We start from the raw sequence: 20,564 nt of genomic DNA on the forward strand, positions 1-20,564 counted from the left end.
ATGCCCAATTCCCCAAATTCTCCTTGGTTCCCGACCAGCGCCATGGCCCAGGCCCTCGGCATCAACCCCAAAACCCTCATCCGCAATCGGAAAAGGTTTAAGGAAGGACACCATTACTACAATGCAATCCTTTTGGCGATCGGCCTTCCTACCGCTGGCACCATAAACGAATTTTTAAAACCTTAAAAGTCAACCCCTAACCCCAGGTATATCAAAAATGACATACACCATTGGCTACACCCTCCGATCAACCATTGACCATGGCTCTCTCACAGAAGAAATTAAGGTTTCCAGCTCAGTAACTGAAGAGAAAGATCTACCTCTCGAACTGGAGAAATTAAGAGCCTTAGCCTTTCATGCTTCCCACTCAGACAGACTTTACGAAGAAATCAAGGGCAGAACCGCCAAAGCAGAATTAGACCTCAGTGACAGCCAACGGGCCTTAAAGAAAATGCAGCAGGAATGGAACAAAGCAACAGAATTTCTCAAAGCCCAAGGTCTAAAGGAAGCCATTCCAAATTTCCCCATCCGAGAAGCCCACCACTACGAAAACCCAAAGAAATTAGCCAGCACCCAGATCAGCGGCGTTGAAATGGATTTATGACTCTCTGGTAGCCCTAATCTGGATGACATTCCGTTTTAATAAAAGAAATTGAGGTAGCACAATGACCCAACGCTGGACAGACGAAATGCTCGATAAGCTCGCCGATGACGTACAGGAGCTTACCGAATCTATCAAAACCCAACGGGACGAACAGAAGGAACTGACCATCCGGTTCAATGCCTACCAGATGGCCTCTCAATGGGTGGTTAATTTAGCCTTTGGCCTGTTGGCGACTGCCACGATCACGACGATCGTCACCGCCGTCATCAAATAAAAAGTTTGTTTCTCTCCAATCACAAAGGTTCAGGATTATTTCCCGAACCTTTTTTCATTGTCGATCTGGGCCTTGAGTCGCTCTAGCTCCCAATCGATTTCGCGCTGTCGTGTCTGGGGCGTTAGCTCAGTCTTGGGTGGTTTTTTCTCCAGGTTGATCCGTTCCTCTGGTGGCGTGAAATATCGTCTCAAAACTTCCGGGTGTCTGACCAAATATTCCAGGTGGTACAGATATAAGGCGATCGCCGAATACATAATGGCGATCCAGATCGTCTCAGCAGAGACCACATCTAAGCTTTCCGGCTCGACAAAGGGAGCGCCGATATAAGTCCCCGCATAGAGCAACAACACCAAGAGAAGGCTGTTTACCGTCACCATCACCAATAGCACCGCTTCCCAGAGACTATCAATCATCCCCATCTCTCGAATGCCTGCCAATCTCACCAATATCCATTGGGATAGATAATGCAGCCCAAAGGCCAGTCCACCCATAAACACCAGCACAAACAGCAAAAACAAGGGATGAACCGTTAAAACATAATTTTCAGAAGCCTCCTTAATCAAGCCTGCAGTCGTACCAAAAACAATTAAATTAATCAATAAACGCAACCAGGCCAACGGGTAGGGTATCGCCGGAGACCAGCCAAATTTCTTCGCCATAATTTTTCTTCCTCATTGCCATAATCTTACCCAGAAGAAAATTATTCCCATCGTAAAACGCCCCCTAAAAAGACCATTAAAAGAGGGCGTTTCCCTACCCATTGTGAGCGTTGGGCAAAGACCGTAAATATTTGTATCGGGTTATTTCTTGAGTATTTGGCCCTATTATCTTCCGAAAACAAAGAGCCTTAAAATGTTCTTAACAGTCAAATAAAAAATCCCTAAGAAGCGCTCACTTCCCAGGGAATATCCATAAGTTGAGGTAGCAACAAATGGACAACGGTTATTTTAGCCCAGAACCTTTAGAGGCGAACGAGTTTAAGGCTTTAATGTTGCGCCACGGCGTCACCAAAACGGATTTAGTCAAGTCCGGCTGGTTTGAAGAATACGAGATCGCCAACTGCATCGAACGACGCAAAGCCCAAAATCCGAGCCGTGCCCTTAAACGATTGTTCGGGCTATATGCCCATTTTCATGGCTGGGGGGCCTAGGCCGTAGGGGATTATCCCGCAGAATTTCAAAGGCCCGCTGGTGGGTTTGACGTTTCAAGTGATGCTGGTAGGTGGCATTGTGAACCGATAGGCGATGGCCCATCTGGAAAGCGGCTAGGGCATTATCCAAACCACACTCAATCGCCCGCACCGCCCAACAGTGACGCAAATTATAAGGAGAGAAGCCCACCCCATAATCAGAAAAAGCCTGGGTGACAGCTCCCCCATAGCCCTGGGCATCCTTGCGGCAAATATTCGGCAGATCCAGGGCCACATGATCCGCCCATTCCGGATAAAGCGGGTAAACATAACGTTCCCCGGTTTTGCCACGGCTGACCCACAGCACCGGAAAGTCATTTAAGTCACAATTGAAAACCTCGTGATTCCGGACGCCATACACCGCCATTAGGCCATAGACATTTCCCCACCGTGGATCAATTTCTGTAAGCCGTCCCCAGGCCCGCCAAATTTGGGCATCGGTCGGTAAATTCCTGGGGGAAACTGCCTTTTGGGAATAAGACCCCTTATATTGCCGGAGGTCGTTGGGGATTTTTGCATAGTCGAGTAATTTGGCGATCGCCAAGGCCCACCGCTTCCGGGTGCGGGTATCCGGTTTTGTTTCTTCTAAGAGAATTTTTACCAACACATCAGGGTCGAGGGGCTGATCAGCCATCCTTAATAATGGTGATTGATATTCCTTTTTCCATGTGGTCTCGGTGATGCCCTGGGCCAAAAGCGATCGCCCAAAGGTTTCGATCAGATCACCGATCTGTTGCGGTTGCTCTGGAGCGTCCCAAGTAAAGTTACCGGTCATGAGCTGTAGCCCGATTTCCCTGGCCCGCCGTTCCGCCTCCCTCAATCCCGAAGGCGTCGCGGCTAGCCCCGTTGAAATGCGCTGTTGATAAGGGGAAGACTTTCCGCTCTCAGGCTTCGGCGGCAAAGTCCCCCGCAGATATAAACGATTGTTAATTTTTTGAATCTGTAGACCCAAACCAGCAGCCAACAGCCGGCCATTGGCCTGGGAAATTTTCCCTGAAATTTCCACTTGCCTAAAATTTGCCTAATTTTTGCTGTCCAATTAGTCCTAGTTAGTCCTGATTAGGGAGGATGCCCAAAAACAAGAAAACCTGGAATCCTACTTGTGGAGCGGTTTCCAGGTCAATTTCAGTCAGCAAAAATAAGGTGGTACCCAGATTCGAACTGGGGAGTGGAGGTTTTGCAGACCTCTGCCTTACCACTTGGCTATACCACCGGGTCAACAGTTCGCTATTATAACAGGGCTTTTGTTCACATCACAACATTTTTTTCGTTATGGAAGTTATTCCCGCTATTGATCTGCTCGGTGGCCAATGTGTGCGCCTCTATCAGGGTGATTATCAACAGGCGCAAGTGTTTAATAATGACCCGGTTCAGGTGGCACGGACTTGGGCTGAGCAGGGGGCAACGCGGCTCCATGTGGTGGATTTAGACGGGGCAAAACAGGGAGAGTCGGTCAATCTAGGGGCGATCGCCAAAATTGCAGCAGCGATTGATATTCCTGTACAGGTGGGCGGTGGTCTCCGTACGGTAGAAAGTGTGGCGCAATTGTTTGATGTGGGTGTAGAGCGAGCCATTCTTGGGACGGCGGCGGTAGATAATCCGGATCTCGTGACAGAACTCTGTGCCAAATATCCGGGCCGGATTGCGGTTGGGATTGATGCCCGCGATGGAAAGGTAGCGACAAAGGGATGGTTGGAAACATCGGCGGTTTTAGCGACGGATTTGGCGAAACAGATGGCTACCCAGGGGGTCGCTGCCATTATTTACACGGATATTCATCGAGATGGCACCATGGCTGGGCCTAATTTGGAGGCGCTGCGGGAATTGGCGGCCACCATTGAGATTCCGGTGATTGCGTCGGGGGGCGTGAGTTCTTTGGCGGATCTGGTTAATCTTGTGGCCCTCGAAGGGATCGGAGTCACAGGAGCGATTGTGGGCCGGGCGATTTATACCGGAGATATTAATTTGGCTGAAGCGGTGAAGGCGGTTGGCCCCCAACGTTTACAGGATGTGTTTCCGGATGATGGTACGGCGATCGCCTAATTTTCGTGCTAGATTGAGTCGTGAAATTGTAATGGAACAAACCACATCAAAAGCGATTCTAGAGTAAAGCTATATAGTGATCGACTGCACCACTTTATGCCATTGATATTTGTTGTAGATTTCTAATGTGTTTATGCTGAGACCCTTACGTAGATTAATCGGACATTCCTGGGTTCTTTCGGGGCTTGTATGGCTAGGAACCCTTGCACCTGCACAGGCAGCGGTTGATCTCCGGGTCGCTGTACGGCAGACGACGGCCAATCTCCAGGTGGGCAGTTCCACCAATGCTTTAATCAGAAATGGCCAAGGCCAAGTCCTCGGTGAAATTGCCGGAATGAGTTCCTTTGCCGTGGGACGCCAGGGTAATCAGTTGGCGTTTGACCGTTGGCGGGCAACTGAGGTCTGGATTGAGCCCCAGGGTGATGGCTATGTGTGGATTGGCGATCGCTGGTACCGGGGGCGCACCCAACTCCGGCAGAGTGGCAACGGAATTCTCGCCATCAATCACGTCGATCTCGAAGACTATCTCTATAGTGTTGTCGGCGCTGAAGCAATTCCCAGTTGGCCCCAGGAAGCCCTCAAAGCCCAGGCTGTCGCGGCTCGTACCTATGCATTAAAAAAACGCTCGGAAAATGCCGGGAAACCCTACGACCTAGACACCACAACGGCGACACAGGTCTACAAGGGTCTAAATAGCGAGTACAGCACAACCCATGCTGCCGTTAACGCCACGGAAAGTCAGGTGATGACCTATAACGGTAGTGTTATTCTGGCGGTATTCCATTCTTCTTCGGGTGGCCATACCGAAAACGTCGAGGATATCTGGAGTCAACCTCTGCCCTATCTCCGGGGGGTTGTGGATTATGATCAGTCTTCGCCAGTCTATCAGTGGAGTAAAACCATTTCTGCGGCTCGCTTAGGAGAACTGGTTGGTGGTGTTGGTACCGTAAAGCAACTCATTCCCCAACGGGCTACCCCCCAGGGTCGGGTGATTACGATGAAAGTGATTGGCGATCGCGGCACCAAAAATATCAGTGGCGATCAACTGCGTAGTTTATTGGAACTGCGTAGCACTTTGATCAATGCCAGAATCCAACAGGGCGACGTTTATATCTACGGTAAAGGCTTTGGCCATGGCGTTGGTATGAGTCAATGGGGAGCTAATGGTTTAGCAGCCCAGGGCATCGATTACCAACAAATTCTGCGTCACTATTACCAAAATGCAACCATTGCGAAGCTGACGCCACGGTAACTGTCAGTTTTCAACGTGAAGTAAATACAAGATCTCAGGAGGGGAATTTTACCCCTCTTTTTTGTTTTTCCCAAGGGCGATCGCCTTTCTTGTGCCTGTCACTTAATAGCCGAGATCTGTCGCTACTTTGTGGGCGCAGGCAAAACCAGAAAACGCCACAGCATTTAAGCCCTGTCCGGGGAAGGTACTATCGCCGACACAATAAAGTCCAGAGACTTCTGTTTTATTGACCCGGGGTGGAAAACCAGCAAAATTAAACATTCCCAGTAATCCCAAAAGTTTGCGTTGGGGAATCGGCCCGTAGGAGCCATCGACCCGTCCGAGGAATTTGCGGTGGGTGCGCGGTGTCCCCACTTCCATGTAGTCCAATCCCGCATCTAACCCTGGAAAAATAGCTTCAAGGCGATCCACGAGTTGCCAGGCGGCGGCTTCTTTTTTGGCTTCATATTCCTGGGGAGAAAGGCCCTGCCACTCACTCAGCCAACTGGGAGTAAAGGTGTGAATGATGTGGTATCCCTCAGGGGCCAGACTCGGATCGAGGAGCGTCGGAATAGAAACAAAAATGGTGCCTTGCTCGGCTTCCATGGTGTCCCAATTCTCCAGCAAAATGTGGTGGCATTCCGTCCCAGGAGGAAGAACATCGGCTTTGACACCGAGGTGAACGCTGAGAAAGCTGGGGGATTTTTGGTAATTCTCCGTCCACTTTTCTTCAAAAAAGGGTTTATTTTCACTGGGGAGCAGTTTTTCAAAAGTGTCCCAGCGGGTGGCATTGGAAATGACTTTTTTGGCGAAATACTCGGTGCCATTGGCTAAGCGCACGCCGACGGCCCGGCCTTGGTCGGTGATGATTTCGTAGACATTCGCACCGTATTGGATTTCACCACCATGTTGTTCGAAACCTTCAACCAGTTTGAGGGCGATTTGGCCCACTCCGCCTTCTGGATAGTTGATGCCCCCGTAATGGCGATCGCTAAACACCATACCCGCATTAATCATGGGAGTCAGTTCAGCTGGCACCACTGACCAGCAGTAACATTCCATATCGATAAACTTCAGCAGTTCGGGGTCTTTAATATATTGACGGGCGAGATCCCCAGCATTTTTGGGTAAATATTTGAGTAACCCTAGGCAAGCAAAGGGTTTCTGCATAAAGACCCGCAGCAGGTAGCGAATTTCTTCGAGGGAAAGCAGCTCAATACTATTGAGGCAATTAAAAACTTTCCAGCACTCATCATAAAATTTACGAATGCCCTTGGCTTCGTGGGGAAACCGTGCCGTTAACTCCGTTAAAAATTCTTCGTAGTCACGGTGTACCTTGACCTCAAGATCATTGGGGAGATGGTAATGAATTTGCACCGGATCTGGGATGGTCGCAATTGACATATCCACTGCGGCGAGGGCCCGGGTGAGGAGATTGGTGGTGCCGCGATCGCCAAAGCCAAAGATCATCGAAGCGCCCACATCAAACCGATAACCCTGCCGCTCAAAATAACCCGCACTGCCACCGGGGATCACATAGCGTTCTAGCACCAACACCTTGATCCCTTTCGCTGCTAATTGGGTTGCCGTGACGAGGCCCCCGATACCGGAACCAATGACAATCACATCGTACTGGGGAGCAGAAATGGCAGTTTTGGCGGTCATAAACGGTGAGGCTCGCAAGATAGGCTAAATTTTGACTGTTACATAGTCTACCTTTATTTCCCTTGGGATTAGTAGGGTAACTCTCCGGCGATGTTACGGCGACAGTTCTTTGTTGGGCATGGGCCTTTGTCACAAAAAAAGGCGGAAGACTTTCCACCTTGCTGTATCAGAACTATATTTATTTTTAATAAGAGATTTAGAGGGCACTGGGGCCAGAAAAATACTGAATTTACTCTTCGTCGTCTTCGGGGGAAGGATAAACAAAGCTAGAACGACCAGTGAGCACAGATTTGCCAAGGGAAAGGGCCTTTTGGGCTTCGATGGTTGCCTTACGCTTCCAGTGGGCCCGGCGTTGGTCACGCTTTGCCTTTGAGGTTTTCTTCTTTGGAACTGCCATGGGATTAACTACAGATTTTTACAGAATTACCATTATAAAATCTTCTCTCCCAAAAAGTAAGTCCTCCGTCAGAATCTCTTGAATTGTGGGGTTGAACGAAGGCGGGGTTTGTCACGGGTAAAGAAATCCATGCAAATCCCACCAGAGAGGAACCGAGCTTTTACAATCGAAATCGCATTTGTGTGTCTATTTGTCTAGGAGTCTTAACAGCGATGGTGTGGTATCGACGACGGCTATACCGTAATCCCCAAGCCTACGGGGTCGTGATGGAATGGTGGTTGGGTTGGGTCGATTTTGTGCAGTGGTTTATTCCTCGCCCGGTGACGGGGAAAAAGACGCGGCGTCTGTATCGGCAGCTTTTGATCGAGGCGAGCTGGCGGCTTAATTTTGTGATGTTGACGGTCAGCTCCTGTATTATTGCCACTTTCGGGCTCATTAGTAATAGTACGGCTGTGATTATCGGGGCGATGCTGGTGGCGCCGCTCATGTTGCCGTTGCGGGGATTGGCCTTTGCCGCCCTAGAAGGGGAATTGAAATTATTTTGGCGATCGCTGTATTCAATTACCGGCGCAACCGCCCTTTCCCTGGCTTTATCCTGGATGATCGGCGTCGTCATTGGTATTCCTGATTTTGGCTCGGAACTAACGGCCCGGACGCAGCCAAATCTGATCGACCTTGGTATTGCCGTGGCCGCCGGGGGAATTAGCGGTTTTGCGAAGGTGCGCCGAGGCATTAGTGATGCCCTCGCAGGGACGGCGATCGCCGTTGCCCTGATGCCTCCCCTCTGTGTGGTGGGCCTATCCTTTTCCCAAGGTTATTTCAATTACTCCCGTGGCGCTTTCTTACTCTATCTAACCAACCTCCTCGGCATTACCCTTGCCTGCATGGTGGTCTACATCTTGGCTGGTTACGCCGAGATCAACCACGCCTTGGGTTGGACGATGGCCCTAACCCTGATTTTGTTAGTACCCCTGGGGGCAAGATTTGTTCAACTTGTGCAACAGCTCCGCCTACAACAAACCATCACCAGCCAGCTCACAACTAAAACCGTCACCGTCGGTCAAGATGTTGAAAATGTTCGGGTGCGGGTTGACTGGACTTCTTCCCCGCCGATTATCTATGTCAATCTCCAGGCGAAAAAAGAAATTACCCCCAGACAAGCTCTCCTCGTTGAAGAATTTTTACGCAAACGTAACCGTCAAGTTTTTCAAGTCATTTTTCAAGTTAGTCCGATCCAAGAAGTCAAAGCCGATGATCTCGATCCCCATGACCTGGACCTCCCCGAATTAGACATGGCCCCACCACGCCAATAGAAAAGACTCCAATTGTCAACTAGAAATCTTTGAAATATCAAGCTTTCCGCTTTAGTTCAACCTAACAATAACCGACAAAAGACGACCCTATCTAGCGCCAGCCAAAAGGTTTACCTGTTCTTAAAGTCAAGATGTCGCAGGACTGATAATATACTGGAGCCGAAGGTTTTGTATTCTAATGGTCTAGGCAAAACTGATAAAGCTGGCAAACGCGGAAACCCTCTCCATCGTTAAGCTCTTCTCAGATTTAAACAAGCCTCAACATTAGCTCCACCAAGTCATTCGGCAAGTGATTGACTATTTTCTTGACTCCCCGCATCCGGCCTAGATAAGCTGCTTTTCCAATGATTGAACTCGACAATGCAAACGCCACAGACTACGTTCTGCAGACAGAAAATGTCAGTGTCTATTACGGTAACTTCCTGGCGATCAAAGGCGTTTACCTCAACATTCCCAAAAATCAAGTAACAGCATTTATTGGCCCCTCTGGTTGCGGTAAAAGCACTCTGCTGCGTTGCTATAACCGTCTCAATGATCTCATTCCTTCTTTCCGCATAGATGGCGACATCGCTTACCACGGCAGTAGTCTCTACGGATCCGGTGTAGATCCAGTGGAAGTGCGCCGTCGCATTGGCATGGTGTTCCAGAAGCCAAACCCCTTCCCTAAATCGATCTATGACAATATCGCCTATGGGGCACGGATCAATGGTTACAAGGGCGACATGGACGAACTGGTAGAACGCTCACTGCGCCAGGCCGCTCTTTGGGATGAGGTTAAGGATAAATTGCGTCAAAGTGGCCTCGCCCTATCTGGGGGGCAACAGCAACGGCTTTGTATTGCCCGGACAATCGCCATTCAGCCAGAGGTGGTGTTGATGGACGAGCCCTGTTCTGCTTTAGACCCGATTTCGACCCTCAAAATTGAAGAGTTGATCCACCAGCTCAAAGAGCAATACACGATTGTTATCGTGACCCATAACATGCAACAGGCTTCGCGGGTCGCTGATATGACGGCATTTTTCAACGTGAAGACCAATGATGATGGTACCCGCCAGGGCTATCTGGGGGAATGCGATCGCACGGAGGTTATTTTCCAAAATCCCCGGGAACAGGCCACCCAAGAATATGTCAGTGGCCGTTTCGGTTAATTTGAGAGAATGACTTTAGGGTCTGTTTTTCTCGCAACGCTACACTAAATTTTTGTCTCAGCCGTAACCCATGCCCGCTGTTGCCGGTAATGGGTTTTTTGTTTGTGATTGAATTTGTTACGGGTTGACCAAAAAAGACGGCACTTCGATAGGATAGGACAATCCTAGAGACTGAACACGAATTGGGCTTTGTGGGTTCATACCACGATTGAATGTTGAGCTGATATGTTTAAATGTGAGGACTTAGTATTGTCTTTGTTTAGCGACAATTTTTCTGCACTGATTTGGAATCCATGGCTGTTGCTCCTACCGTCACAATGAACCAACCTCAACATGTTTTTGTTGTCCAAGATGACACTGGACAACGGGAATATATTTTGACGGATGCTCGCTATTCTATTGGGCGTCGTAGTAGTTGCGCGATTCACCTCCAGTCTCAGTTTGTGTCTCGTCTCCATGCCACCTTAGTCCGGCATCTCACGGATGATCATGTTTACTATCGCATTGTTGATGGGGACGGTTTGCAGGAGGCGAGTGCCAATGGCATTTTGGTCAATGGGAACAAAGTGAATGCGGTCACACTCCAAGATGGGGATGTCGTGACGTTTGGCCCCCAAATTTTGGGTCGTTATGAACGGCGATCGCCGCGTGCTTCAAAGCGCACTCAGCCAGGGGAGGAAGATCCCTTTGACATTACGCTCATTGATCCGGCGATGTTAGCCGAGGATCAAGAACTGATGGCTGATGAAGAGGCAACACGTTTGTTTTAGGGTGGCCTTAACGGAAACGGGTGATAGTTGTTTGAGGTATTTTTTCCAGGAACGCAATGGTTAATTTTTCTGCTCCGAAAGCGGCTGGTTTGGCCCCTTGGTTTGATATTACGGCCCTGTTGTTGTGGGGAGCTTTGCTGCTCAAGTATGCGATTACGGGCCAGCTAGCTCTGTTGATCCACCCCAATTACTTCGGTTTATGTGTGGCGGCGGGGATTATTCTCCTCCTGCTGGGGTTGGGAAAATTACTACAACAGGTGCGTCCCCAAGTTAGTGGCGGGGAGTCGGTGCAGCACATTACGCTATTACCCCAGAATGTGGGGAGTGCCCTATTAATTGTGGTGGCGATCGCCGGATTTTTGATCCCGCCGACCATTTTGTCAAGCCAGACAGCGATTCAACGGGGTTTAACGGAAGAGTTGCCCCTCACCCGGAGTCAACCGGAAAGTTTTCGGGTCGGTACCTCCCCAGAGGAGCGGACGTTATTGGATTGGATTCGGACGTTGAATGTTTACCCGGAACCCGATGCCTATACGGGGGATCCGGTGAAGGTAAATGGGTTTGTGACTCACCTGCCCCAGTTGCCGGACAATTACATGATGGTGTCGCGGTTTGTGTTGACCTGTTGTGCAGTGGATGCCTATCCGGTGGGATTGCCCGTGAAACTCGAAGGCGATCGCCAAGCCTTTGCGCCGGACTCCTGGGTAGAAGTCACGGGGGAAATGATCACCGAGGATCTCCAACTCACCACAGAAGCTGAGGGTGATAATAATTTGCCCCAGCGCCAGTTGGTGATCCAAGCCAGTGCCGTCGAACCGATTCCCACCCCCAGAAATCCTTACGATTATTAGGTATAAGGGTGGTGTCGCGCTCTTAAATCTTCGATGGTTAATCCCGCCGCTCGCCGCCCATTTTTCGCTTTTTGGGGTCTGTTGGCCGTTGGTCTGCTGGGTTGCCAGGGAGGAAGGGGGCGATCGCCCCAGGATGAATCCATTCAGGTGTATTTCAATCAGCGTCAAGGCCGACATATTAGTTACACCGAACCCTACCGCCAACTGAAACGCCCAGGGGATAACCTCGAAGCTGTTCTAATCGAGGGCATTAACAGCGCCCAAAACACCATCGATATTGCGATTCAGGAGTTGAACTTGCCCCTGGTAGCTGAAGTTCTGGCCGACCAAGCCGCTGCGGGAATCACAATTCGCGTCATCGTCGAAAATAATTATCGTCAACCCTGGGCTGAACCTGATTCGGCAGAAATTTTAGAACTCGATGAACGGGATCAGGGAAAATACCAAGAATTTGTCGCCCTCGCCGACGAAAACCAAGATGGCTTTTTGGATGCGGCAGAGACGGCTAAATATGATGCGATCGCCATTTTAGAACGGGCAAAGATTCCGATTTTAGACGACACCGCCGACGGTTCCAAAGGGAGCGGCCTGATGCACCACAAATTTATGGTGGTCGATGGGGAAACGGTGATCACCGGCTCGGCGAATTGGACATTAAGCGGCATCCACGGAGATTTCGCCAACCCGGAAACCAGGGGCAATGTAAACCACCTAATGCGGATCCAAGATGCGGCGATCGCCCAGGTTTTTACGGCAGAATTTGAGGAGATGTGGACAGGGCACAAATTTGGGGTTCAGAAACTTCAGGAACCGCCCCAAACCTTTAGCGTGGGCAACAGTCGCATCACTGTTCAGTTTTCGCCTTTCTCCAGTTCCCAACCTTGGGAAAATACGAGCAATGGTCTCATTGGCAGCACCCTCGCCCAAGCCCAAGAGTCGATTAGCCTGGCCCTATTTGTGTTCTCTGAGCAAAAAATCGCCAATATTTTAGAAAAAGAAGCCCAAGCGGGCACTGCAATCCGCGCCTTAATTGATCCGAGTTTTGCCTTTCGGGAATATAGCGATGGGCTGGATCTGTTGGGGGTGAATCTCAAGGAAAAATGTGACCCCTTTAATCGGCCTTGGGCTAACCCCATTCAAACCGTCGGCACGCCAAAATTACCCAAGGGGGACAAATTTCACCACAAATTCGCTGTCATTGATGGCAAAACCGTGATTACCGGCTCCCATAATTGGTCAGCTGCTGCCAACAACCAGAACGACGAAACCCTCTTAATTATCCAGAACGAGGCGATCGCCCAACAATTTCAAGCTGAATTCGATCAGTTTTATACTATGGCCTACCTGGGGATTCCGCCCTTTATCGCCAGCAAACAAAAACCGATGCCCGCTGACTGTACTGTAGCCGCCACCAATGGCCCTGTGAACCTTAATACCGCCAGTGCCATCGAACTCGAAACCCTACCTGGCATTGGCCCCAGCCTCGCCCAAGGAATTATCGAAGGCCGTCCCTACTCTGGTTTGACGGATCTGCAACGGGTGTCGGGCATTGGGGAAAAGAAAGCCGCCGACCTGGCCGGAAAAGTCACTTGGTAGAGACGCGTTATAGTACCCTTAGCCCTTTCTCTGAACGCCGTTGAGCGATTTATCTATGCGCCCAATTTTTAGTTTTCTGTGTAGTCTGCTGCTGTGGATTAGCCTTTGTTGGCCCAGTGTTGCCCTCACCAATGCTCAAATCTCTGAAGGCGATCGCCTCACCCAAACTGCGATCCAGGCAGCGAAAAAAGGTGATTTGTTTACCGCCGAAAAAATTTGGTCAGATTTAATTGAAGCATTTCCCCAAAATCCGGCCCTCTGGAGCAACCGAGGCAATACGAGGGCGAGTTTAAATCAGTTTGATGCGGCCCTTGACGATCTCAATGAAGCGATTCGCCTGGCCCCAAACCAAGTCGAACCCTACTTTAATCGCGGTGCGATCCTTGAACAACAGCAACGGTTTAGCGAAGCGATCGCCGACTATGACAAAGCTATCGAACTTGATCCCCAAGAGGCGATCGCCTACCACAATCGCGGCAATGCCTACGGCAGTTTGGGCAATTGGGAACAGGCCCGCCAGGACTACCAGAAAGCAACGGAACTGGATCCCCGCTTTGCCTGGGCCGCCGAAAGTTATGCCCTTGCTCTGTATCAAGTTGGCGAAAACAACCAAGCGATCCAGCGAATGAAAGGCCTGGTGCGCAAATACCCGATGTTTGCCGATGCGCGGGTGGCTCTGACGGCGATGCTCTGGGGCAACCACCAATTCGGCGAGGCTGAAAGTAACTGGGTGGCCGCAGCGGGTTTAGACGATCGTTACCGGGATTTAGAATGGTTAGAGGATATTCGTCGCTTTCCGCCGAAAGTCCTTGAAGATTTAGATAATTTCCTCAATCTCCAGTAGATTTTAAAAAACCTAGGCTGATTTTGCAGTTTGCAGCAGTTTAGCCCGCACCAGTTTAATCGCATCGTAGCTGTATTTTTCCTGGAGGTGCTCCCGCAACTGCGTTAAAGATTCTGCTCCCACGGTGGCGATCGCCTTTTCAATTTCCACTTGGGCGGCTGGTTTTACGAGGCGGTCTAGGTCAGTAATCTCGCCATTCTGGAGTAATGTTGCCAGGTGCTCGTTGATCGTCCCCGCCGTCAGACTGCGCCGCTTGGCAATTTCTGTAACCGAAAGGCCCTGTTGATAAAGCTGGAGGGTGAGTAACTGGGTGCCATTGACCTGGGGTTTTGGTGGCTCTTGGCTGGCGCAAAATTCCTGAATCGCCGCGAGGAAAGGCTCCCCATAACGTTGATATTTTGCACTCGTTACCCCAGAAATCAAACAAAAATCTGCTTGGGTGCGGGGTCGCCGAGTTGCCATTTGCCGGAGGGTCGCATCGGAAAAAATCATATAGGGAGCAACCCAATTTGCATCGGCCAATTGTTTCCGCAGTTGTCGCAGTTGCCCAAAAAGAATTTCCGCATCGAGGCGACTTTCAGAAATCCCTAGAATTTCCTGGGCCGTTTGCCGCCGTTCCACAGCAATTTTCACTGTTTTCTGTTGTCGCAAAATTTCCCAACTGCGAGCGTTGAGTTTCAAGACTCGATAGCCATCGCTTGTTTCGGTCATCAAGCCCTGATACAGGAGCGATCGCCCCAAATTTTTCCATGCTTCTTTAGTATGGTCGAGGCCAATGCCATAGGTAGACAGTTGGTGGTGCCCGTTTTGAATAATTTTTTCTTTCTTAGAACCCCGCAACACATCGATAATGTAGGTCATGCCATAGCGTTCTCGACAACGGGCAACACAGGATAAAAACTTCTGGGCCTCAATCGTCCAATCTTCGATAGGGCGAGGATTCTGACAATTATCGCAACCGCCACAGTCCCCCGGAAATTGCTCCCCAAAATAGCTCAGTTGGATCGTCCGCCGACAATCGATCCCCTCGGCATAGTCGATCATCTTTTGCAGTTGCTGGTAGGCGATGCGTTTTTCCTGTTCGTCTTCCTTGAGTTCAATGAAATATTCGGCCCTTTTAATATCCCCTGCCCGATAGAACAGAGTACAGTGGGCAGGCTCTCCGTCCCGACCCGCACGACCCGACTCTTGGTAATAGCGTTCTAAATTGGTCGGTAAATCGTAATGCACCACAAAGCGCACGTCGGGTTTGTTGATGCCCATGCCAAAGGCAACGGTGGCGACCATCACAGGCACATCATCCCGGATAAATTGCTCTTGATAATCCGCTCGTAAACGATCCGCCAAGCCTGCATGGTAGGGCAAGGCTTTAACGCCATCTTGTTTGAGGCGATCGGCCAACTCGTCTACTTTTTTGCGGCTAGAACAGTAGATAATTCCTGGCTGCCCACGCCGTTGACGGACATAGCACAGCAGTTGCGTATAACTTTTCCGGACTTTGGGAAGAACCTCGTAGTAAAGGTTGGGGCGATTAAAGCTGGTGCAGTGAAAGCTGGGGTTCTGTAGGGCAAGTTGATCAATAATATCTTCCCGGACGCGCTGGGTGGCGGTAGCAGTAAAGGCCTGGCAAGGAGTCCGGGGGTAGCGTCTCCGGATGCGACTCAGTTGACGATATTCTGGGCGAAAATCATGGCCCCACTCTGAAACACAGTGGGCTTCATCCACCACAAATCCAGTCAGGCCAATGGTCTGATCCACATCTGTGAGCAGTTGCTGGAAGCCCTCGTTAAACAGCCGTTCTGGGGCAACATAGAGCAGTTTAATGTTGCCGTTAAAAATTGCCTGAATCCGCGATCGCGCTTGGTCGAGGTTGAGGGTACTGTTTAGGAAAGTTGCACCAATGCCATTGTCCGTCAGGGCATCGACTTGATCCTGCATTAGGGCAATCAAGGGAGAAATCACCACCGTCAACCCCGGTTTCAGCAGGGCGGGCAGTTGGAAACAAAGGGACTTGCCCGCTCCTGTTGGCATCAGGGCGAGGATGTCGCGATTTTCCAGGGCAGCGGTAATGACCGCCTTTTGGCCATGGCGAAAATTGTCATATCCAAAGAAGTGTTTGAGGGCGGCTTCTAGGGATGGGAACTGGGACATGGCGGCAACAAAACGAAAACAACTAGCCCCCTAATCGTACCGTGACCCAGTCTTTGAGCAGATCCAATAGGCTGAGGCCACCGTTGAAGAACACATAAATCACAGACACCATCAGCACAGCAATGACAATGGAGAAAACAACCCCAGCGCCACTGATCAAGCCATCGTCCTCTTGGAGGCCAAAGGCGGTGAGGAAGATCGCCATGGCCGGGAGGGTATTGGTGCCGGGAATGGGGATCATCATGGAGGTAGCCATCAGGGCAATGGTACAACCCATGACAGTGCGACCCAGGCGACTCTGGCAAACGATGGGAAACCGGGGATGGGCGATCGCCTCAATTTTTTTGAGCCAAGGGAGACCTTTTTTCAGGATGCCCTGGGCCATGGTCGTTTTGACGGTTTTTCGTTGCCAAGCAACCGGAAGCCAGAGTTTTTTCCGCCCAAAAATCAACTGGAGGGCGATCGCAAAAATTAAAATCCCAAAGGGCGTCGAATAGCCTGGGGCCGGAATTGGCAGGGCCGACGGAAAGGCCAACAGCAGCAAAATGACCCCAAAGACTTTTTCCTCTGCGAGGGCGATCGCCTGGGCTAAACTAACGGTTTCACCACGGTCTTCTTCAAAAAAATAACGGTGCAATTCTTGGGAGAGGCGAGCCATAGCCAAATGTTACGCAGAGGGACAGCTACTGAGCATAGCGCAATGCCCGTCCGTTAATTGTGTTTACAAAAAAATCTCCCCACCGGGGGGGGAGATCATCGGGCAAATTAAATGAAGGCTTACTTCTGGGTTAAACGGGTCAACACTTGGTTCGAACGTTCCACAAACGCTTTCATCCCCTCCGCATCAAAGGCCTTCTGGGCCATCAATGCCAAATCATAGACGTGTTGACACATCATATCGATGGTTTCCTGGTTGGAGGCTTTGCCATCTGCTTGGATAATCGAACCCTGGCTGAGTTGGTAAATATTTTCGATCAAGGGATGCGACAAATTAATCATCAACACATGATCTTCTGGGAATTGCATTGCCGTTTGTTGCATCATCGCCGTCATCTCTTGCAGACGCCGCATGGCCTCTGGTAAAAGCACCATTGCCGGGGGCGTTGCTGCTGTTTCTGCGGATTTAATCGATTGGGTTTTGATGTTGACCTTTGGTTTCCCAATTGCCTTTTCAAACAACTCTTTAACGACGTCGCCACGGGTTTTGTTGGTATTCGGGTCAACAATTTCACTGGCCTTATCGTCTTCTACGAGGCTTTGATCTAGCTCCGAGTCCACCCGTGAAAACTTCACATCGCTGTATTCCTGTTCTAGGAAAGGAATGAAGTAATTGGTATCAATAAAGGAGTCCATGTAAAGGACTTCTAAACCTTGGTTTTTGTACAGTTCAATGTAAGTGCCCTGGGTGCTGGGATCGGTGCAATAAAAAACGCGATTTTCGTGCTTCTCTTTATTGCGTTCTAAATAATCTTTGAGGGTTGTGTAGGGGGCCGTAGACGTTGCCTGGGTGTCTTCGGATTTCACGTCTTCCCACACATCACCGTCATTGCCCTGTACTTCTACTTTCGGCGTTGTCGCTGCTGTTTCCGGTTGGTGGGTTGTGCGGTAAATGAGAATGTCTTCGACTTGTTTTTTAAACTTCTCATCGCGGATACTACCGTACTTTACAAAGGTGCCGACATCTTCCCAACTTTTAACGTAGTCACTATAGCTTTCGTTGTAGAGAGACTTCAGGCGATCGCCAACTTTTTTGGCGATGTAATCGGAGATGCGGCGCACTGTCCGGTGGTTTGTTAAGGCACTGCGGGAAACATTGAGGGGAATGTCGGTGCTGTCCACAACGCCCCGCAACGGCATCAGAAATTCAGGAATGACTTCTTCGCAATGGTCACTGACGAAAACCTGATTACAGAACAGCTTAATTTGTCCTTTAGTAACATCAATGTCCGGGCGCAATTTCGGAAAATAGAGAATGCCATTGAGCAAGAAAGGATAGTCCGTATTCAAGTGAACCCACAGTAATGGGTCTTCTTGGAAAGGATAAAGATAGCGATAAAATTCGAGGTAATCTTCGTCGGTTAAATTCTGGGGAGATTCCTTCCAAATGGCCCGCTGTTTGTTGATTTGTTCCCCTTCAAAGCGAATGGCAACGGGCATAAAATCAGAATAGGTTTTGACCAATTGGCGAATCCGTTGGGATTCTAAATATTCTGTTTCCTCATCCATCATGGTGAGGGTAATGGTTGTGCCGATGCTGGTTTTGTCACTGGCACTCAGTTGAAATTCGGGGGAACCATCACAGCTCCAATGAACCGCTTCCGCACCATCTTTGCAGGAAAGGGTATTAATTTCTACTTGGGTGGCCACCATAAAGGCGGAATAAAACCCTAAACCAAAATGCCCGATTAAATCGTTCGCATCTTTGCCATATTTTTGAATAAATTCTTCGGCACTCGAAAAGGCAACTTGGTTAATATATTTTTTGATTTCGTCGGCGGTCATCCCAATGCCGTTATCGGTGATGGAGAGTTGTTTTTTCTCCTTGTTAACGTCAATAATGATTTCTCCATCGGGCACATCAACGCTACTTTCACCGGCCATTTTTGCCATTTTGCGCTTGGTGATCGCATCGGCGGCATTGGAGATGAGTTCCCGTAAAAAGATCTCGTGGTCGGTATACAGAGATTTTTTGATTATCGGGAAAATATTCTCGGTATGGATTGTAATATTACCTTTTTCGAGGACTGCCATAGGTCGTATGCTTCCAACTTGGTCTAAGGATTCGTCCTCTATTTTGCCGGAACTTGGAAAAACCTCAAGGCGGCGATCGCCCCCATCCCCAGATGCGGATTTCCGTATTTTCTTGATTCCTATGGCTTCTTTTGGAGCTGTTGTAATACCCAATTCACCCCATCTTGGAGATCCTTGGCGACATAATCGGGCTTGGTGTGGTGTTGATATTTGCCGCTGAGGACTTGTTTACCGTAGCCTGTTTGGACCAAAATCCCCCGGAGGCCAGCGTTGTGGGCGAGGTCAATATCCGTCGCTTTGTCCCCCACCATAAAACTACGGCGTAAATCTAAATCATGTTCCCAGGCCGCTGTCACCAACATTCCCGTATTCGGCTTACGCCAGGTGCCCCACTGGGTAAAGTCTGGGTGGGTGCCCCCGGCTGACTGGCTTAAATAAGGGCAATAATACAGCGCATCGAGGTGGGCCGCCGCTTCTTGGTTTAGGAGGGTACGCAGTCTGGTGTGGAGGGCTTCTACATGGTCAATGCCGTAGTAGTCCCGGGCTGGCCCCGATTGGTTGGAAACCAAGCAACAAAAAATTCCTTGATCGTTGAGCGATCGCACAGCCGCCGCCACCCCTGGAATTAGATTCAGGTCTTCGAGGGTGTGAATATATCCTGCTTCGATGTTAAGGACACCATCACGATCAAGGAAAACTGCTGGTTTAGCCACGCCAAATTTGAGCCAATACGTCTTTGGGTTGAATATCTGCCATTTCTCCAGTGGGAGACTGGATGCCAATCAATTTATCATTCTTTGGCGGTAAGAGCTTTTCGGCGTGGGTCGCACCAAAGAGAGCAATGGTGTAAGTCCCCACGGCGGCGGCCAGGTGCATCGGCGCACTATCTGTACAAACCATCAAGTTGGCCCCGGCAATCATGGCTGCTGCTTTACCAATATCCTCAGGCCGTGTCACCTTGAGCGCTGGATAAAGGGCAATGAGTTCCGTGACCCAAGGGGCATCGTCGGGGCCTTGGAGCAAGACAATCGGGAGGTTTGGCTGCTTGCTCTGGATATCTTCAATGATCGGTTGCCAATTTGCCACAGGGTAGAGTTTGTTGATGCCCTTGGCTTGGGAGAGTTGACTGGCACCACCGTGAATCAGGATATACCCCTCGGTTAAGTCCAGGCGTTTTTGTTCCCCTTCAGCCCACTGAATGTCCCCATTGGGCACTGTGATACTGGGGGATGGACAATCGGTGTCAATGCCTAAGCCTTTGAGGAGATCGTGGTAGAGGGCCGCTGCGTATTGGTTTTCGTTGAGGGGGGCTGGATTGGAGATAAACCAAGATGTTGCGGTTTTGTAGCCCACGCGGGTGGGAATTCCATTCAGCCAGAGCAGGAAGCCCACAGCCCAATTTTTGCCGAGGGAGAGGGCAATTTCGTATTCGCGATCGCGGATGGTGCCGAGAATATTGAGATAGTCAGCGGGGCCATTACGATCTTTAAAGTCGAAGGTCAGCACTTCATGAACCTGGGGACAGACGCGATAGGCTGCCTTGGCACGGGGTTCGACCAGAACGTCAATCATGGCTTCGGGATAACGTTCCTTGAGATCAGCGAGGGTCGGGAAGAAGAGGATTTGGTCGCCAACTCCTCCGGGAACTAGGGCTAGTATGCGCATCTTGGGGGTATAAACTTACGTATCCAGCATCATTTTAGAAGAGAATAGGCGGAAACGTTTAGTAACTTAGGG

The 20,564-nt window shown here is 50.0% G+C and carries 21 protein-coding genes and 1 tRNA gene; 12 read left to right on the top strand and 10 right to left on the bottom strand.

Translation table 11 applies throughout. The annotated features are described in order from the left end of the window. From AACQ84_RS09580 to AACQ84_RS09590, 3 genes are all read left to right on the top strand, one after another. Positions 1-186, top strand: a complete 186-nt coding sequence (locus AACQ84_RS09580; protein ID WP_012307494.1) for a helix-turn-helix domain-containing protein — start codon at positions 1-3, stop codon at positions 184-186. 31 nt (positions 187-217) lie between these two features. Then, entirely contained in the window at positions 218-604 is a 387-nt protein-coding gene (locus tag AACQ84_RS09585; protein ID WP_012307495.1) for a hypothetical protein, read from the top strand. A 61-nt stretch (positions 605-665) separates the two neighbouring features. Beyond that, positions 666-878, top strand: coding sequence for a hypothetical protein (locus tag AACQ84_RS09590; RefSeq protein ID WP_012307496.1), 213 nt, complete (start codon positions 666-668; stop codon positions 876-878). A gap of 35 nt (positions 879-913) precedes the next feature. Here AACQ84_RS09590 and AACQ84_RS09595 read toward each other — a convergent pair whose 3' ends face one another. Beyond that, positions 914-1,537 (bottom strand): hypothetical protein, encoded by a 624-nt coding sequence (locus AACQ84_RS09595; protein WP_012307497.1) that lies wholly within the window; start codon positions 1,535-1,537, stop codon positions 914-916. A 272-nt stretch (positions 1,538-1,809) separates the two neighbouring features. Between AACQ84_RS09595 and AACQ84_RS09600 the strand changes: the two genes are divergently transcribed. Further along, positions 1,810-2,028, top strand: coding sequence for a hypothetical protein (locus AACQ84_RS09600; RefSeq protein ID WP_012307498.1), 219 nt, complete (start codon positions 1,810-1,812; stop codon positions 2,026-2,028). On the opposite strand, the gene AACQ84_RS09605 is transcribed toward AACQ84_RS09600, so the two are convergent. Then, a complete protein-coding gene (locus AACQ84_RS09605; RefSeq protein WP_012307499.1) occupies positions 1,979-3,073 on the bottom strand; it encodes a phage integrase in 1,095 nt (364 codons plus the stop codon). The genes AACQ84_RS09600 and AACQ84_RS09605 overlap by 50 nt on opposite strands. 135 nt (positions 3,074-3,208) lie before the next feature. Next, positions 3,209-3,280, bottom strand: a tRNA-Cys gene (locus AACQ84_RS09610). A 59-nt stretch (positions 3,281-3,339) separates the two neighbouring features. Between AACQ84_RS09610 and hisA the strand changes: the two genes are divergently transcribed. Then, positions 3,340-4,110, top strand: a complete 771-nt coding sequence (hisA, locus tag AACQ84_RS09615; protein ID WP_012307500.1) for a 1-(5-phosphoribosyl)-5-[(5-phosphoribosylamino)methylideneamino]imidazole-4-carboxamide isomerase — start codon at positions 3,340-3,342, stop codon at positions 4,108-4,110. A 133-nt stretch (positions 4,111-4,243) separates the two neighbouring features. Then, positions 4,244-5,362, top strand: a complete 1,119-nt coding sequence (locus AACQ84_RS09620; protein ID WP_041443552.1) for a SpoIID/LytB domain-containing protein — start codon at positions 4,244-4,246, stop codon at positions 5,360-5,362. A 102-nt stretch (positions 5,363-5,464) separates the two neighbouring features. Here AACQ84_RS09620 and crtH read toward each other — a convergent pair whose 3' ends face one another. Together crtH and rpmF are read right to left on the bottom strand one after the other, a co-directional pair. Then, positions 5,465-7,006, bottom strand: a complete 1,542-nt coding sequence (gene crtH, locus AACQ84_RS09625; protein ID WP_012307502.1) for a carotenoid isomerase — start codon at positions 7,004-7,006, stop codon at positions 5,465-5,467. A 229-nt stretch (positions 7,007-7,235) separates the two neighbouring features. Beyond that, positions 7,236-7,403, bottom strand: a complete 168-nt coding sequence (gene rpmF / locus AACQ84_RS09630) for a 50S ribosomal protein L32 (protein WP_012307503.1) — start codon at positions 7,401-7,403, stop codon at positions 7,236-7,238. 212 nt (positions 7,404-7,615) lie between these two features. On the opposite strand from rpmF, the gene AACQ84_RS09635 reads away from it, so the two are divergent. The 6 genes from AACQ84_RS09635 (at position 7,616) to AACQ84_RS09660 (ending at position 13,925) form a co-directional block, all read left to right on the top strand. Further along, a complete protein-coding gene (locus tag AACQ84_RS09635) occupies positions 7,616-8,716 on the top strand; it encodes a DUF389 domain-containing protein (RefSeq protein WP_012307504.1) in 1,101 nt (366 codons plus the stop codon). Positions 8,717-9,060: 344 nt separating this feature from the next. Continuing rightward, positions 9,061-9,864: a phosphate ABC transporter ATP-binding protein PstB gene (pstB, locus tag AACQ84_RS09640; protein WP_012307505.1), complete on the top strand. Its 804-nt coding sequence runs from the start codon at positions 9,061-9,063 to the stop codon at positions 9,862-9,864. A gap of 293 nt (positions 9,865-10,157) precedes the next feature. Next, positions 10,158-10,634 (top strand): FHA domain-containing protein, encoded by a 477-nt coding sequence (locus AACQ84_RS09645; protein ID WP_012307506.1) that lies wholly within the window; start codon positions 10,158-10,160, stop codon positions 10,632-10,634. A gap of 56 nt (positions 10,635-10,690) precedes the next feature. Beyond that, positions 10,691-11,485: a TIGR03943 family putative permease subunit gene (locus AACQ84_RS09650; RefSeq protein ID WP_012307507.1), complete on the top strand. Its 795-nt coding sequence runs from the start codon at positions 10,691-10,693 to the stop codon at positions 11,483-11,485. 33 nt (positions 11,486-11,518) lie between these two features. After that, a complete protein-coding gene (locus tag AACQ84_RS09655) occupies positions 11,519-13,081 on the top strand; it encodes a phospholipase D-like domain-containing protein (protein ID WP_012307508.1) in 1,563 nt (520 codons plus the stop codon). 55 nt (positions 13,082-13,136) lie between these two features. Then, a complete protein-coding gene (locus AACQ84_RS09660) occupies positions 13,137-13,925 on the top strand; it encodes a tetratricopeptide repeat protein (protein ID WP_041443554.1) in 789 nt (262 codons plus the stop codon). 12 nt (positions 13,926-13,937) lie between these two features. Here the strand turns inward: AACQ84_RS09660 and recQ are convergent, their stop codons facing one another. From recQ to AACQ84_RS09685, 5 genes are all read right to left on the bottom strand, one after another. Continuing rightward, positions 13,938-16,076, bottom strand: a complete 2,139-nt coding sequence (gene recQ / locus AACQ84_RS09665) for a DNA helicase RecQ (protein WP_012307510.1) — start codon at positions 16,074-16,076, stop codon at positions 13,938-13,940. A gap of 22 nt (positions 16,077-16,098) precedes the next feature. Next, the gene (locus tag AACQ84_RS09670; protein WP_012307511.1) at positions 16,099-16,734 is read right to left on the bottom strand and encodes an exopolysaccharide biosynthesis protein; all 636 of its coding nucleotides are present in this window, start codon (positions 16,732-16,734) and stop codon (positions 16,099-16,101) included. Between the two features lie 119 nt (positions 16,735-16,853). Then, the gene (gene htpG / locus AACQ84_RS09675; RefSeq protein ID WP_012307512.1) at positions 16,854-18,827 is read right to left on the bottom strand and encodes a molecular chaperone HtpG; all 1,974 of its coding nucleotides are present in this window, start codon (positions 18,825-18,827) and stop codon (positions 16,854-16,856) included. Between the two features lie 119 nt (positions 18,828-18,946). After that, complete coding sequence (locus tag AACQ84_RS09680; RefSeq protein ID WP_012307513.1) at positions 18,947-19,540, bottom strand: D-glycero-alpha-D-manno-heptose-1,7-bisphosphate 7-phosphatase; 594 nt, start codon at positions 19,538-19,540, stop codon at positions 18,947-18,949. After that, entirely contained in the window at positions 19,533-20,492 is a 960-nt protein-coding gene (locus AACQ84_RS09685) for a glycosyltransferase family 9 protein (RefSeq protein ID WP_012307514.1), read from the bottom strand. Before AACQ84_RS09685 ends, AACQ84_RS09680 begins: the two co-directional genes overlap by 8 nt. Positions 20,493-20,564 lie beyond the last annotated feature (72 nt).

This window comes from Picosynechococcus sp. PCC 7002, from assembly GCF_963860125.1.
In the GTDB taxonomy this organism is placed as follows: Bacteria; Cyanobacteriota; Cyanobacteriia; order Cyanobacteriales; family MRBY01; genus MRBY01.

Excerpts from the sequence above, each read along its gene's own strand:
- AACQ84_RS09590 (WP_012307496.1), top strand. The coding sequence starts at position 666 with ATGACCCAACGCTGGACAGACGAAATGCTCGATAAGCTCGCCGATGAC.
- AACQ84_RS09670 (WP_012307511.1), bottom strand. The coding sequence starts at position 16,734 with ATGGCTCGCCTCTCCCAAGAATTGCACCGTTATTTTTTTGAAGAAGAC.
- htpG (WP_012307512.1), bottom strand. The coding sequence starts at position 18,827 with ATGGCAGTCCTCGAAAAAGGTAATATTACAATCCATACCGAGAATATT.
- crtH (WP_012307502.1), bottom strand. The coding sequence starts at position 7,006 with ATGACCGCCAAAACTGCCATTTCTGCTCCCCAGTACGATGTGATTGTC.
- AACQ84_RS09655 (WP_012307508.1), top strand. The coding sequence starts at position 11,519 with ATGGTTAATCCCGCCGCTCGCCGCCCATTTTTCGCTTTTTGGGGTCTG.
- AACQ84_RS09585 (WP_012307495.1), top strand. The coding sequence starts at position 218 with ATGACATACACCATTGGCTACACCCTCCGATCAACCATTGACCATGGC.
- recQ (WP_012307510.1), bottom strand. The coding sequence starts at position 16,076 with ATGTCCCAGTTCCCATCCCTAGAAGCCGCCCTCAAACACTTCTTTGGA.
- AACQ84_RS09620 (WP_041443552.1), top strand. The coding sequence starts at position 4,244 with ATGCTGAGACCCTTACGTAGATTAATCGGACATTCCTGGGTTCTTTCG.
- AACQ84_RS09635 (WP_012307504.1), top strand. The coding sequence starts at position 7,616 with ATGGTGTGGTATCGACGACGGCTATACCGTAATCCCCAAGCCTACGGG.
- AACQ84_RS09595 (WP_012307497.1), bottom strand. The coding sequence starts at position 1,537 with ATGGCGAAGAAATTTGGCTGGTCTCCGGCGATACCCTACCCGTTGGCC.
- AACQ84_RS09660 (WP_041443554.1), top strand. The coding sequence starts at position 13,137 with ATGCGCCCAATTTTTAGTTTTCTGTGTAGTCTGCTGCTGTGGATTAGC.
- AACQ84_RS09645 (WP_012307506.1), top strand. The coding sequence starts at position 10,158 with ATGGCTGTTGCTCCTACCGTCACAATGAACCAACCTCAACATGTTTTT.
- pstB (WP_012307505.1), top strand. The coding sequence starts at position 9,061 with ATGATTGAACTCGACAATGCAAACGCCACAGACTACGTTCTGCAGACA.
- hisA (WP_012307500.1), top strand. The coding sequence starts at position 3,340 with ATGGAAGTTATTCCCGCTATTGATCTGCTCGGTGGCCAATGTGTGCGC.
- AACQ84_RS09685 (WP_012307514.1), bottom strand. The coding sequence starts at position 20,492 with ATGCGCATACTAGCCCTAGTTCCCGGAGGAGTTGGCGACCAAATCCTC.
- AACQ84_RS09600 (WP_012307498.1), top strand. The coding sequence starts at position 1,810 with ATGGACAACGGTTATTTTAGCCCAGAACCTTTAGAGGCGAACGAGTTT.
- rpmF (WP_012307503.1), bottom strand. The coding sequence starts at position 7,403 with ATGGCAGTTCCAAAGAAGAAAACCTCAAAGGCAAAGCGTGACCAACGC.
- AACQ84_RS09580 (WP_012307494.1), top strand. The coding sequence starts at position 1 with ATGCCCAATTCCCCAAATTCTCCTTGGTTCCCGACCAGCGCCATGGCC.
- AACQ84_RS09650 (WP_012307507.1), top strand. The coding sequence starts at position 10,691 with ATGGTTAATTTTTCTGCTCCGAAAGCGGCTGGTTTGGCCCCTTGGTTT.